Annotated in this window: 11 protein-coding genes; 1 reads left to right on the top strand and 10 read right to left on the bottom strand. The window is 35.6% G+C overall.

The window, feature by feature from the left end; all coding sequences use genetic code 11:
* Window positions 1-48 precede the first annotated feature (48 nt).
* A complete protein-coding gene (locus DW114_RS06405) occupies window positions 49-1,389 on the bottom strand; it encodes an MATE family efflux transporter (protein WP_117452945.1) in 1,341 nt (446 codons plus the stop codon).
* An 85-nt stretch (window positions 1,390-1,474) separates the two neighbouring features.
* Window positions 1,475-2,293 (bottom strand): polysaccharide deacetylase family protein, encoded by an 819-nt coding sequence (locus DW114_RS06400; RefSeq protein WP_117452944.1) that lies wholly within the window; start codon window positions 2,291-2,293, stop codon window positions 1,475-1,477.
* An 80-nt stretch (window positions 2,294-2,373) separates the two neighbouring features.
* On the opposite strand from DW114_RS06400, the gene DW114_RS06395 reads away from it, so the two are divergent.
* Window positions 2,374-3,102 (top strand): UTRA domain-containing protein, encoded by a 729-nt coding sequence (locus tag DW114_RS06395; protein WP_117452943.1) that lies wholly within the window; start codon window positions 2,374-2,376, stop codon window positions 3,100-3,102.
* Here DW114_RS06395 and DW114_RS06390 read toward each other — a convergent pair.
* The 8 genes from DW114_RS06390 to DW114_RS06355 all read right to left on the bottom strand — a co-directional run bounded on the left by DW114_RS06390 (window position 3,099) and on the right by DW114_RS06355 (window position 13,943).
* Window positions 3,099-4,322 carry a neutral/alkaline non-lysosomal ceramidase N-terminal domain-containing protein gene (locus tag DW114_RS06390; protein ID WP_117452942.1) on the bottom strand — a complete coding sequence of 408 codons (1,224 nt, stop codon included), beginning with the start codon at window positions 4,320-4,322 and terminating at the stop codon, window positions 3,099-3,101. The genes DW114_RS06395 and DW114_RS06390 overlap by 4 nt on opposite strands.
* Window positions 4,323-4,325: 3 nt before the next feature.
* Window positions 4,326-5,741: a PTS transporter subunit EIIC gene (locus DW114_RS06385; RefSeq protein WP_117452941.1), complete on the bottom strand. Its 1,416-nt coding sequence runs from the start codon at window positions 5,739-5,741 to the stop codon at window positions 4,326-4,328.
* Window positions 5,742-5,846: 105 nt separating this feature from the next.
* Window positions 5,847-6,677: a PRD domain-containing protein gene (locus tag DW114_RS06380; RefSeq protein WP_117452940.1), complete on the bottom strand. Its 831-nt coding sequence runs from the start codon at window positions 6,675-6,677 to the stop codon at window positions 5,847-5,849.
* 215 nt (window positions 6,678-6,892) lie between these two features.
* Window positions 6,893-8,785: an ABC transporter ATP-binding protein gene (locus DW114_RS06375; protein WP_117452939.1), complete on the bottom strand. Its 1,893-nt coding sequence runs from the start codon at window positions 8,783-8,785 to the stop codon at window positions 6,893-6,895.
* The gene (locus DW114_RS06370) at window positions 8,772-10,511 is read right to left on the bottom strand and encodes an ABC transporter ATP-binding protein (RefSeq protein ID WP_117452938.1); all 1,740 of its coding nucleotides are present in this window, start codon (window positions 10,509-10,511) and stop codon (window positions 8,772-8,774) included. The genes DW114_RS06375 and DW114_RS06370 overlap by 14 nt, the downstream gene beginning before the upstream one ends.
* Window positions 10,512-10,570: 59 nt before the next feature.
* Entirely contained in the window at window positions 10,571-10,999 is a 429-nt protein-coding gene (locus tag DW114_RS06365) for a MarR family winged helix-turn-helix transcriptional regulator (RefSeq protein WP_117452937.1), read from the bottom strand.
* 98 nt (window positions 11,000-11,097) lie between these two features.
* Entirely contained in the window at window positions 11,098-13,224 is a 2,127-nt protein-coding gene (locus DW114_RS06360) for a sensor histidine kinase (protein ID WP_117452936.1), read from the bottom strand.
* A gap of 5 nt (window positions 13,225-13,229) precedes the next feature.
* Window positions 13,230-13,943, bottom strand: a complete 714-nt coding sequence (locus DW114_RS06355) for a response regulator transcription factor (RefSeq protein ID WP_117452935.1) — start codon at window positions 13,941-13,943, stop codon at window positions 13,230-13,232.
* Between the last annotated feature and the right edge of the window lie 45 nt (window positions 13,944-13,988).

Here is a 13,988-nt window from a genome sequence, read left to right as displayed (position 1 = left end):
TCACTAGTTTTCTACATAAAAAAAGATGACATATATCATCTTTAAAAATCAATCTAGTTTTTTCAACAGTGCCCTTTCCTTATGATAATAACTTGGAATCAATAAAACAACAGCACCGATCCATGCAAATACCTCTACCGGATATAAACCATTTCTCCCCATCCAGATGGGCAATATCAATGCGACCGCAATACGTACGATCAATTCAAAGAAACCAGATAGCATAGGAATAAATGTATCGGATAATCCCTGAATGGTAGAACGGTAAATATGCAAAAGATAAAGGATAGGCAGACACGCTGCCATAATGCGTAAGAATGTCCATGCGACCTGCATGACTTCTTCATAATTCTCGCTTCCACTTGATATAAAGAAAGACAATAACGTTTTCCCAAACAGGAATAAAATCAATGTAATGACAAGTGCTGTCACAACACTTAATACCACTGCCGATTTTAATCCTTTCGCAATACGCCTGTAGCATTTCGCCCCATAATTCTGCCCTGTATAAGTAACCATTGCATAGCCATAGGATACCGCTGATACTTCTAAAATACCATATAATTTATTTACAGCAGTAAATCCAGCCAAGAACAGTGTACCATAACGATTGATGACACTTGTTAATACCATGCCGCCTATAGAAATCAATACATTTTGTAAAGCCATAGGAAATCCAAGCTTCATCATACGCAAATAATACTCCATATCTTTAATCAGATGATGTGGCATATAGGCTTTTATCTGAAGTAATTTATAGACACAATAGCATCCAGCTAAAAATTGTGCAATAATTGTCGCAACACCAGCCCCAGCAATGCCAAAATTAAATACCATAACAAACAGAATATCCAATCCAATATTCAAAACAGATGCCAAAATCATGGCATATAATGGCGTTTTACTATTACCAAGTGCTCGCAGGATTGCCGCAAATGCGTTGTATAGCATCGTCGCAGGAAGTCCTAAAAAGATAACTCTGGTATATAATAATGTCATATCATAAATCGTATCTGGTGTATTCAACAGATGTAATGCAAATGGTATACAAGGTAATGCGATACATACAAAAACCACTGTCACAACCAGACAAGATATCATCATGGCACAGATACTGTTTTGTATCTGGTCTTCTAATTTCGTACCAAAAGCATGGGACACCATAATCGAAAAGCCCTGTGCAAATCCTGTGATAATACCAAATCCCATCCAGTTTAACCAGTCACAGCATCCAAGTGCCGCAAGTGCATCCACGCCCAGCTTTTGTGAAACAATAATCGTATCCATCACCGTATATAACTGTTGACAGATATTTCCCAGCATCAATGGTAAAGAGAAAAAGAAAATCAACTTCAATGGTTTCCCTTCACACATATTCTTTAATTCCATATAATCCTCCTTCTTCATCCTCTTAATAGAATTAATTATGCCATATGGAGGGTCACATGGGCAAGAAAAAAGGTGAGAATATCACCTAATCTAATTGTATCGTTTGTCCAGATGCTATCTGATATATGCTTTCTCCATTTGATATATACACACAAATAGCACTAGGATTATAAACTTTACTTTGATCTGCGTAAAATATCAAACGCCTGCTGGCTTCTATGTAAGCCTGTAGCTCACCATTCGTGACATACCATACATTTTTATGCCCTGTAGCCTTTTGAAAAAATGTTTCTATTTGATTCCATGTTTGATCACGTTCAAATTCATAGCTGTGTCCCCACAGGTAAAATACATTTAACCGCTCTGCATGGTGAATGCCTAAAAACTTATCCAGAAACGCAAATATATCTTCATTATGATGACATGTTGGATGCCATTCTAAGAAATCCTGTGGTAATTCAAATTTATATGTACTTTTGGTTGTTCTTGCGTATTTTATTCCACATGAACGTAAAATTTCCTTAGATGTCTGATCGTAACAGCCATTTGGATAAGAATATCCAGTGACCAAAGTATCACATATGTTTTCCAAAGCGATGCGATTATCTATTATTTCATTTATATTTTGTATACTATTTCCTCTTGTCATCGTGATATGTGAACAGCTGTGACATGCGATCTCATGTCCTTGATATAAACTTTTCACTTCACTTTTTTTGATATAAGGATATTGATGACCTTCACTGACATCAAAATAATCACTGTTCAGATGAAAGGTTGCTTTGATTCCATAACGATTCAGGATTTCCACAAAGCGATGATCCATGATTTTTCCATCATCATAACTGCAGGTAAATGCTAATGTTTTTCCTTCTGGAAAACATGTGTAAATTCTTTTTCTCATAAATTTTCCTCCAAATTTGTTTAAACAACTTTTGACTTTTTTAAACAATCACGTTACAATTATCGTACGAGGTGATGTTTATGCCAAAAGCAAAATTCACAAACATATATGAAGCTTTAAAACAAAACATTTTACATGGTGATTATAATCACAGTCATTTACTTCCAACAGAAGAAGTCTTAACTGCCAGATTTCAATGCAGCCGCAATACTGTCCGACGTGCAATCGAAAAACTTCAGGATGAAGGCTATGTGCAAAGTATCCGTGGAAAAGGCGTTGTCTTGTTGGAAAACAAAGCAGCATCCTCTTTTAAAATCGATTTGCATAACTTCAAAGGTCTAGCATCCATTCAAACATATCAAGATGTAAAAACCGCAACCAGTGTTTTAAAGTTTCAAGAAATTGTAATTGATGATGCGTTATCCGAAACCACCGGTTTTCCAAAGGGCAGTGAAGTATATTATTTACAACGATTACGTTATTTCAATAATGAACCACTGGTGCTGGATATCAATTACTTCTTAAAAAGCATCATCCAAAATCTGAGCGTTGAGATTGCGCAGAAATCCATTTATGATTATATAGAGCATGCGCTTCATTTACAAGTCATTGCTTGTCGCAGAATGATCCGGGTTGAAAAAGCTACTGCATTAGATAAAGAGCTGATCAACCTTCGTGATTTTGATTGTGTAGGAGTTACCTTAAACAATGCATATCTGGATGATGGCAAAATGTTTGAGTATACAGAATCACGCCATGCTCCTGATCATTTTACTTTTTGTGAAACTGTGTCTTTAAAAGATCGCTAAAAATGATCTTTTTTTATATGTGAAACTATACAATCCATGAAATGTTCCCCACATCCCTTCGCAAATGGCGATATCACCGCCTCAAAGGCAATAGGATTTTCATCATATGCTGCCTGATCTGGCATGTAACTAAAATAATCCATAGCATAAGATACAAGAATGATTTCATTTGATAATAAACTTTTCAGATACAAAGCCAAAGAAGAAAACAGTTCTACAGGTACATATACATAACAGATTGTATCAAACTGCATCATATGGACTGGCAGGGATAGTTGTTTGTTTTCACAATAATATCGCATCTTTTCATATAAATCATAGAGTTCTTTTTCTCTAGAATTTCGTTGCTGTTTATTCCATAATACCTGTAAATCCTCCTGTGATATATACGTTCTTGCTTTACATGTATATGTAAATGAAGATATTTTTAAATCATTTACCTGCATTTCATTTTTATTCATAACTTCTAATATATGCTGTGCCAATAATGCTCCTAAGCGTTTCACTTCTTGTATACCACTTCCATTTTTCGTAAACCGGGTAGATACATCACCACATGCTCCGTTATAAAACATGGCTAGGGATACCTGTTTTTCCAACATCTCAAAAGCCGGTCCCAATAAGTCACAGCTATATTTTGTATTTTCTTCATGCATGATCGTTGGATGACATGCATAGGAAAAGATGATTGCCTGACAACCAGATTGATTTCTAATTTTCAACACAGATAAAGTATCATCAATTGCTTTATCTTTTTGATTTCGATTTGTGCCAATATCTCGAAAATGATCTTTTGAAAAATACAGCACTGCTTCCTCTTTTGTCTGATATGCTTCACTTGCTGCTTGTATTGCTTTTTCCACAAGCATGTCCACCAACGCTTCATCATAATCTCCATCGATATAATCTAATCGTTGATTCCAGCCAGACTTTTCTAATATTTGTGCCGGCCCACTGTGCGTATGAATCGCATTAACGATTACCTGATGCTTTTTTATAGAATATTGTTTCTGTAATCTTTTGATTAATTTATTCACCATCACACCATCTACATATAGTAAATCATATTGAAAGAGAAAGACTTCTTCCTTCTCTTTCAAATAGATACAGCGAACGTGCAAATTATCTAAGATTCCATCACTTTTTCTTAATCCAATATATCCAGCCATTGGAAGCTGTAAAGATGGAGTAATGATCGCTTTCGCAAATCCGGCAATCATGATCTATTCCTCTTCCATGAATTCTTTTGGTACGGTAAACAGCCAAGTTACTACAAATGATAAGATGGCTGTGAGTATTACCAAGGCAAAGTAAATGAACAGTTGATGTGCATCATACATATATAATAGGAAACCAATAAAGCCACCAGCTCCCATGCCTTTTGCACTTAAGCCAAGTATGGTTGCTAACATACCCGTACAGCCTGCCACAAGACATGCGCCAACAAATGGTTTCATGGTATAACGCAACAAGAAACCAAACATACCAGGCTCGCCAACACCTAACATCTGTGATAAAAATGCACCATAACCAGCAGGCTTCATACGTGTCTTTTTCGTTTTTATTGTAATCGCCAATACCGCAAAACCAAGGGCAAAGAAAATCATGTTATATAATGCATTCAACTGATTAAAGCCTGTACTAGCAAGTAAAGATACCTCTAATGTTGTCATGATATGATGTACACCTGTGATAACGATAAATGGATATAGGAAAGAAACAAGGAAACCACCAATCCCAAATGGCAAATGCAGTAAACCTTCCATTAGATTCAATACCAGCATTTCAATCTGATGGAAAACAGGTCCGATCACTAATAAAGAAACAATCATCATAATCAGAATTACAAGGAATGGAGATACCATGAAATCTAAAACATTAGGCATAATCTTTCTGATTTTTAATTCCAGTTTACTGCCGATTACCCCAACCATGATTGCTGGAAGTACACTTCCCTGATATCCTACTAATGGGATACATCCAAATGCCATAATTGGAACGACGCCACTATCTGGAGTTGCCACTGCATATGCGTTTGGCAAGGCTGTAGATACCAGCATTAACCCAATAATCAATCCTAATAATGGTGTTCCTCCAAATGTCTTAAAGGTAGACCAGCAAACAAGTGCTGGCAAGAATGCAAATGTCGTGTCACATAATACAGACAGCATCACTGTCATAGATTCTGATAAACCAGAGCTGCCAAGTCCTAATAAATCCAACAACATTTCATTTGTGATTAAACCACGAAGTCCCATACATAAACCAGTTGCCGCAATGATTGGGATAATGGGGACAAAGATATCTCCCAATAAGCGAATCAATTTCTTTCCTTTTGATTGATCCTGTTGTGCCAGTGCACTTTGATCAGCTTTATTTGTTGTTGATACACCCATTTTTTCCACTTCCGCATATACTTTATTTACAACACCAGCTCCCAGAATGATCTGATACTGTCCTCCTGTAAAAAACACCCCCTTTACTTCATCCACCTTTTCCACTTCATCATCATCGATAATTTCCCGATTCTTTACAATGAGCCTTAAACGTGTTGCACAATGTGCCGCAGATAAAATATTATCCACTCCACCAGTTTTTTCCACAATTTCCTTTGCGATTCGATCATATTGAATAGCCATAATTTTTTCCTCTCTTTCATAAAAAAACACCTGAAAAAGCACACTCCATACCATGACAGCCATGTGTTATTTTCAGGTGTTGCCTGCATTACCAGTGACAATCCTTTATTCACTTTGTATCATCTTTAAGATATGCATCATCAAATAAACTTCCTCACTTAAGGTGATTTGATAGGCATAATCTTTCTTCAACAGTTCACTTATGTGATGCATACATTTCTTCATATCTTTATGCTTCGTAATCAATAAGCGATACATGTCTTCTACATTTACAATTGTTGTTGTCTGATGATGCATCATCCTTTGATAGAAGAATTTCAGATGCGTTGCCAGTCGTTGATTATCCGTGCTGTTAACATCAAACCTGCAGTTAAAACTTTCCGCAATAATATCCGTTGTTTCTTTCACAAACATCAACATATCAGAAACATCTTCATTGGATTCATCTTCTCCATTTTGAATATGGATTGCGATAAAACCAGCTTCATCATCTGGCAAGGTTACATTTAGACGCATTTTTATCAATCGTAACGCCCATAAACCGACTTCATATTCTACAGGATACATCATTTTTGTTTCCACATGAATCAGATTCGGTACCTGCTTGCCTTTTTTCGTTCTTGTGATCGCTACATACAAATGATCCACTAGAGCAGGCAATATCGTATCGCTCACATGCTTAGAAAGCTTTCGGTTTGCCCTGTCTAAAATTGCTTCCGCAATTTCCAGATATTCTACCGGCGTTGTTTCCATCATTTGATACAACAATTTTTTTCTTTGGTTTTCTACATAATAATAATTTGTGATTTTTGATTGATCGACAACATCGCCGACCTTTTTTCCAAACCCGATGCCAGTACCACTTAATAGTGCCTCACGTTTTTCCGGGGTAATGGTGGCCACCAGATTGTTATTAAAAACTTTTGTGATTTTCATAACTATCACTCCCAGTAAACATGTAACCGCTTTAGGTTTGTACCTATATGATACCCTCACTTTTACTTAATGTCAACACATTTTTATACATTTTCAATATTTGTTTAAACAAATATTGATTAATAACACTATTTTTATCATGTAATATCAATATATTCTAGATTAGTATATTAGTTGTTTAAACAATTAAAAGGAGCATTTCTGCTCCTTTTTCATTAATCCAGCTCTAAACCGCCGGTATATAATTGATAATAAATCTTTTTCTCTTTCATTAATTTCTCATGATTTCCTCGTTCTATGATATGTCCCTGATCCATAACCATGATTACATCAGAATTACGAATTGTAGATAAACGATGCGCAATGACAAATACGGTTCTTCCCTGCATCAGTTTATCCATACCATCCTGTACGATTTTTTCGGTACGTGAGTCAATAGAACTGGTCGCTTCATCAAGAATTAAAACAGGAGGATTTGCCAAAGCTGCACGAGCGATGGATAATAACTGTCGCTGTCCTTGTGATAGAGATGCACCATCTCCTGTAATCATGGTTTGATAGCCATGATCTAAATGACGGATAAAACCATCTGCGTTCGCAAGTTTTGCGGCGGCAATGACTTCTTCATCGCTTGCGTCATTTTTTCCATAACGGATATTATCCGCAATGGTGCCGGTAAACAAGTGGGTATCCTGAAGAACAATACCTAAAGAACGGCGCAAATCATCTTTCTTGATTAATTTGATATCAATGCCATCATAGGTAATCATTCCTTTTTGAATATCATAGAAACGATTGATCAAATTGGTAATGGTTGTCTTGCCCGCACCTGTTGCGCCAACAAAAGCTACCTTTTGACCACGCTGTGCATATAAATTGATATCAAATAATATCTGTTTATTATCCACATATCCAAAGTCCACATGATCAAAGATGATATCACCAACTAAAGGAACATAGGTAATCGTTCCATCATTTCTAGGATGACGCCATGCCCATTTTCCAGTATGCTGTTCACTTTCCACAAGTTCTCCATTTTCTTCTTTTACATTTGCCAGTGTCACAATACCTTCATCTACTTCTAATTCCTCATCCATCAGCGCAAAGATACGCTTAGCACCCGCAGATGCCATAATAACAGAATTTAACTGCTGGGATACCTGTGTAATAGGTCCGGTAAATGATTTATTCAATTGAAGAAAACTTGCCAGCGCACCCAGTGTTAATCCACCAAATCCATTAATAGCAAGTACACCACCAATGAGTGCTGTTAATACATAAGAAATATTTCCTAAGTTTCCAAGTACCGGCATCAAGATATTCGCATACTTATTTGCCTGATAGGCACTTTCAAATAATGCATCATTTACTTCATCAAATTCTTTTTTGACTGCTTCTTCATGCGTAAATACTTTAACAACCTTTGTGCCACTCATCATTTCTTCAATATAGCCATTGACTTTACCAAGATCTTTTTGCTGACGATGGAAATAAATACTACTTTGTCCAGCGATTTTACTCATCACTGTTTTCATAATCAACACCATCACAATAACGATCAGCGTTAATGGAAGGCTTAAGATACACATGGAAATAAATACACCAATAATCGTAATCAATGATGAAAACAACTGGGGAATGCTTTGTGAAATTACCTGTCGCAAGGTATCTGTATCATTGGTATAAACTGACATGATATCCCCATGAAAGTTGGTGTCAAAATATCGAATAGGAAGTTTTTCCATATGGGCAAATAAATCATCACGAACACGTTTCATGGTACCCTGTGATATCTCAATCAATAGTTTGCTATACAGATATGTAGAAACAACACCACATAAATAAATACCTCCCATGGTACATAATGCTTGAAATAATGGGGTGAAGGAAGGATTGGCAGTTTCCAGTAATGGTGTAATATAATCATCAATCAGACTCTTAATGAATAAAGAACTGACAACAGTGGCAAGTGAACTGATGATGATAAATATCAATACGAATACACTGACTGCCTTATAATGTGCAATCGTATATTTCATTAAACGCAATAATACGTTCATGGAGTCCTTATCGGCCTTCACTCTACTTTGTTGTTTATTTACTCTCATCATCTTCACCTCCCTTTACCTGTGTTGCATATACTTCCTGATAGATTGGGTTGGTTTTCAATAGTTCTTCATGTGTACCAAAACCAGATACTTTACCATCATCCATCACGATGATTTTATCCGCATCTTCAATAGATGAAATACGCTGAGATATAATAAACTTTGTGATATGTGGAAGATCTTCTTTAAATGCTTTTCTAATCAGATAATCTGTACGTGTATCCACGGCACTGGTAGAGTCATCCAAGATTAATATTTTTGGATTCTTCAATAAGGCACGTGCGATACATAAACGCTGTCGCTGTCCTCCGGAAACATTACTGCCACCTTGTTCGATATGGGTATCATAACCATTAGGAAATGCTTGTATAAAACTATCAGCCTGCGCCAGTTTACATACATGTATCATCTCTTCATCACTTGCATCGCCTTTTCCCCAGCGAAGATTATCCTTAATACTGTCTGAGAACAGCACATTATTCTGTAATACCATGGAAACCTGATCACGCAATACTTTTACATCATATTCTTTCACATTATGACCGCCAACCAACAGTTGTCCTTTTGTGACATCATATAATCTTGCCAATAGCTGCACAAGTGAAGATTTTCCACTGCCGGTACCACCCATAATTCCAATCGTTTGTCCTGCTTCTATTCGTAAATCGATATCCTGTAAAGCATCACTTTCACAATGTTCTCCATAAGAGAAACTGACATGATCAAATACCACAGAACCATCTGGAACATCCATTAATGCATTGTCTGGTGATACGATATCACTTTTTTCTTCCAGAACTTCATGAATACGCTTTACAGAAGCAAATGACATAGACAACATAACAAATATCATGGATAACATCATCAAAGACATTAATATATTCATGGTATACGTTATCATACTCATAAGCTCCCCAGTAGTTAATGTGGAGCCAACGATTTTTTGTGCACCCAGCCAAGAAATTGTGATAATACATCCATACATGGCTAACTGCATAGATGGTGAGTTAAATATCAGGATATTTTCAGCTTTCTTAAACATTTTATATATCTGATAAGATGCGCTGTGAAATTTATTGATTTCATGGTCCTCTTTTACATACGCCTTGACTACACGCATATTGGTGATATTCTCTTGTACACTGGCATTTAAATCATCGTATCTTTCAAATACTTTCAAAAAGATCGGATGTGCAAAACGCATAATAATTATCAAGACAATTCCTAGAAATAAAGCCGCATAAAAGAAAACCATAGACAACTCTGAATTGATGATAAATGTCATACTCAAAGCGCATACCAGAGTCAATGGCGCACGTACACACATACGCAATACCATTTGATAAGCATTCTGTACATTGGTCACATCCGTCATTAAACGTGTCACAAGTCCTGCTGTGGAAAAATGATCCACATTCTGAAAAGAAAAATCCTGTATATTGGAAAACATTGCTTTCCTTAGATTCCTTGCGAAGCCTGCGGATCCATAGGCAGCATATTTTCCAGACATAGCACCACAAAATAATGAACCAAATGCCGCAACACTCATAATCAAACCAAACTTTACAACCTCTCCCATATCGCCTTTACTAACACCCAAATCAATGATATAAGACATTAAAAATGGCAGGGATATTTCTAAAAGCACTTCTCCCACCATGAATACTGGCGCAAGAATGGATGCTTTCTTAAACTCTTTTACTTCCAATAATAATCGTTTTACCATAAAGAACTCCTTTCTCTTTTATACCTATAGCATGCTATATATTTAGCCATAAAACGGCTTCAGGTGTTGCCGTATAAAATCTTTTCTAACATATATGCCAGACTTTTTACTTCTTCTTCACTCAAATTTTCTACCAGCTGTTGCTCATTTTCCTGAAATTTTTTACGTAATACCTTGTCTAATTCTAATGCTTCATTCGTGACATCAATATTTTTTACACGTGCATCTGCCGGATTTACTTTTCGTATGATCAATCCTTTATTCTCTAAACGATTTAATATACCTGTCACAGTAGGATTTGATATATCCATATCACGTTCAATATCTCTTTGATTGATGATTCTTCCTTGATCATGTGCCTTAAATAAATAAATCAAGGTAAACGTTTGTGCACCCGTCAAATCAAACTCCGCAAACATTTCATTTAAACGCACCTGATTCATATGGAATACTTGTTTGATTAAAAAGCCAATTCTTTTATCTGACATATCTTCACCTCATTTAAATAGTCAGCTATATGATAGCACGCTATGTATTATAATCCCAGATTTTATATTTGTCAAACAAAAGAAAACAAGACCAGGCATTACGCCTGATCCTGTACCTTCTTGAAATGTAAGATGGCTTTAAACAAATCACCATCAATTTCAATATGGAAGCTTCCCTGTTGAACCTCTGTAAAACTCTTTACAATCGCAAGACCTAATCCACTTCCTGTTTCATGACGGGACTTATCTCCTCGCACAAAACGGTCCACAATCTCTTCTGCGGTGAAATTCATCTGTTCCATGGATATATTTTTAAATATGATTTCTACATCATCCTTCACATGTACTTCAATATAAACACGACTATTTGGCATCGCATACTTACTTATGTTGGTAAACAGATTCTCAAAGATACGATATGTTTTATCTCCATCCAAATGACAAATGATTTCTGATTCCTCAAAGCAAGTAATGATATTCAGTCCTTTTTCTTCCAGCTGATCCATACATTCTGCCTGTGCCTGTTCGATTAAGGCAATGATATTAATATCCATCAAAGACAGCTTCATATTGCCACTATTTACTTTACTGACATCAAATAAATCTTCTATCAACGTTGTCAAACGATTAGAATATTGATTCAAATTCTCCAGATATTCATGTCTTGTGGCTTCATCCAACTGATCATCCTGTAGTAATACGATATAATTTTTGATACAGGTAAGCGGTGTTTTTAAATCATGTGATACATTACTGATAAGTTCTGTTTTCATATTTTGTGATTTTGTTTCTTCTTTTACTGCTTTCTCAAAACCATCACGAATATGGGAGAAATCTTCTTTCAATCCATTGAACATGCCTAAATCTTCCTGTATATTGACATCGAAATTACCATTTCCCAGTTGTTTTGCGGCATCTATGATTTTTAGATAATCCTGCTGTATCTTCTTTGCTTTCTTACTGATCCATACAAAACATAATAATGCATATACAATCGCAAGGAAATAACCAAATACCCAAATCGTACACATGATAAAGATGATAATGGTATTGATCAACACAAATTTAAGAATCGTTTTATCTAATGAATTGGATAAATCAAATTCACTAAGTCGATGACTGTAGCTTTTTATCTTTCGGATAAGGGAAGCTATTAATGTATCTTCTTTCAAATATCGCATGATGCCATGCGCAAAGATATACTTGATTTGGAAGATTTCAAGAGAAATAACCGCCAGTGTGATAAACCATACCACAAAGTTTATGATTGGGATCAACATATTTCCCCCACCAATGTTCATCTGATGAAAGAATTCATAGAATTCTTTGTTTATCGTGAATACACTTAACATGATTGTACTAGTAATCCAAATACTGATTAAAAAAGCCATCAATAAGATACGTAATCCAGCTTTCAAATGATAAATCCTTTTAAACAAAGGCGCATTTTCCACAACACGAACAGGATATATTAAGAAGTACATAAACAATATTCCACAACATACTGCCATTGCTGTAGCCGCAAATGCATAGGCATAAGATTCATAATACACATTGCCATAATAATGACTGCTTTTTGTGACTTCTTGAGGAAGTGCAAAACTCACAGATAAGTTTTTTGGAATATTTACTTTGATACTCTCATCGCCATAATGTACACCATGATAATCAAATCCATTCTCTACATCTTCAACAGAGTATAAATCCATATACCTATCACGATAATAATCTAAAACATTATTGGCAATAGATTCAAATATAGATTGATTAAATATTCTATCATCTAAATCACCTTTCATTTGTATACTGCTATCCGCATGAAATTGAATGGTGAATTGAAACAGCTTATCCGTTTTTTCCATATTTTCTTTGTGATGGGAAAGCTCTTTATTTGTTTTGGTGTCAACTGCCTGAAACATAAAGTCAGAATCACTTTGTATCACAGTAAGACTGTTTTTTAATACATCATTGATATACTCATCGCATATATTCTGCATATATTCTGGTACTTCTTTGCCATAACTTAGCACTTTATAATCTGGATTCATGGCTTTTTGTAAAGCTAATGCATAATAACCAAATTCGTCACAATAGTGTAGTGTAATATCTTCCTTTGACACTTTACTATGTTCTCTTACATTATCATAAAGTGATAAAACAGTACCACTCATGATGGCTAATAATAAACAAAAGATGACAAGAAATATCCCTTGTTTCTTTTTCATAATCTTCACCTGACCTTTTCTATTTTATATCCAATGCCCCAAACCACTTTTAAATATTCTGGTTTGCGAGGATTTACTTCAATCTTTTCTCTTAATTTTCGTACATGTACCATAATCGTTTCTGTATTAATAGCATCTTCTTTCCATACGGCTTCATAGATTTCTTCCGCTGAATATACACGCCCAGGATAGCTCATCAATAACTCTAATATTTGAAATTCTTTGGCAGTTAATCGAATCGCATTGCCATTCACAAATGCTTCTTTGCTGTATTGATCAAGTTCTAAACCACCAACAATTAAACGATGGCTTTGCTCAACCGGTTTTCCTGCATTCTTTTTTAAATCAAGAATCTGTTCATAACGGCGAATATGAGAATTGACTCTTGCGATTAATTCCATTGCCTCAAAAGGCTTGGTCACATAATCATCTGCCCCAAGATTTAATCCTGTAATCTTATCGATATCTTCTGATTTCGCACTTAAAAAGATAATAGGAAAATCGTAATTTTTTCTTAGCTGCATGGTCATCGTGATGCCATCCATTACCGGCATCATAATATCGACAATGGCAAGGTGTATTTCATGTTGCGCAACCATTTGTAGACCTTCTTCCCCATTTTGTGCCTGTATGACTTCATATCCTTGATTCTTTAAAAAGATAGATACCGTTTCTCTAATTCCCTTTTCATCTTCTACGACTAATATTGTATGTTTCATATCATCCCATCCTTTATACTTGCTTCTTATTATACCATTTTTTTG

Source organism: Absiella sp. AM09-50 (assembly GCF_003433845.1).
GTDB classification, from domain to species: Bacteria; Bacillota_I; Bacilli_A; order Erysipelotrichales; family Erysipelotrichaceae; genus Hoskinsella; species Hoskinsella hominis.
This window is presented reverse-complemented; position numbering and strand designations above follow the sequence as displayed.

Bases quoted from the DNA above. Each gene is read 5' to 3' on its own strand.
- DW114_RS06400 (WP_117452944.1), bottom strand. From the start codon at position 2,293: ATGAGAAAAAGAATTTACACATGTTTTCCAGAAGGAAAAACATTAGCA.
- DW114_RS06375 (WP_117452939.1), bottom strand. From the start codon at position 8,785: ATGAGAGTAAATAAACAACAAAGTAGAGTGAAGGCCGATAAGGACTCC.
- DW114_RS06365 (WP_117452937.1), bottom strand. From the start codon at position 10,999: ATGTCAGATAAAAGAATTGGCTTTTTAATCAAACAAGTATTCCATATG.
- DW114_RS06390 (WP_117452942.1), bottom strand. From the start codon at position 4,322: ATGATTGCCGGATTTGCGAAAGCGATCATTACTCCATCTTTACAGCTT.
- DW114_RS06405 (WP_117452945.1), bottom strand. From the start codon at position 1,389: ATGGAATTAAAGAATATGTGTGAAGGGAAACCATTGAAGTTGATTTTC.
- DW114_RS06385 (WP_117452941.1), bottom strand. From the start codon at position 5,741: ATGGCTATTCAATATGATCGAATCGCAAAGGAAATTGTGGAAAAAACT.
- DW114_RS06395 (WP_117452943.1), top strand. From the start codon at position 2,374: ATGCCAAAAGCAAAATTCACAAACATATATGAAGCTTTAAAACAAAAC.
- DW114_RS06380 (WP_117452940.1), bottom strand. From the start codon at position 6,677: ATGAAAATCACAAAAGTTTTTAATAACAATCTGGTGGCCACCATTACC.
- DW114_RS06355 (WP_117452935.1), bottom strand. From the start codon at position 13,943: ATGAAACATACAATATTAGTCGTAGAAGATGAAAAGGGAATTAGAGAA.
- DW114_RS06360 (WP_117452936.1), bottom strand. From the start codon at position 13,224: ATGAAAAAGAAACAAGGGATATTTCTTGTCATCTTTTGTTTATTATTA.
- DW114_RS06370 (WP_117452938.1), bottom strand. From the start codon at position 10,511: ATGGTAAAACGATTATTATTGGAAGTAAAAGAGTTTAAGAAAGCATCC.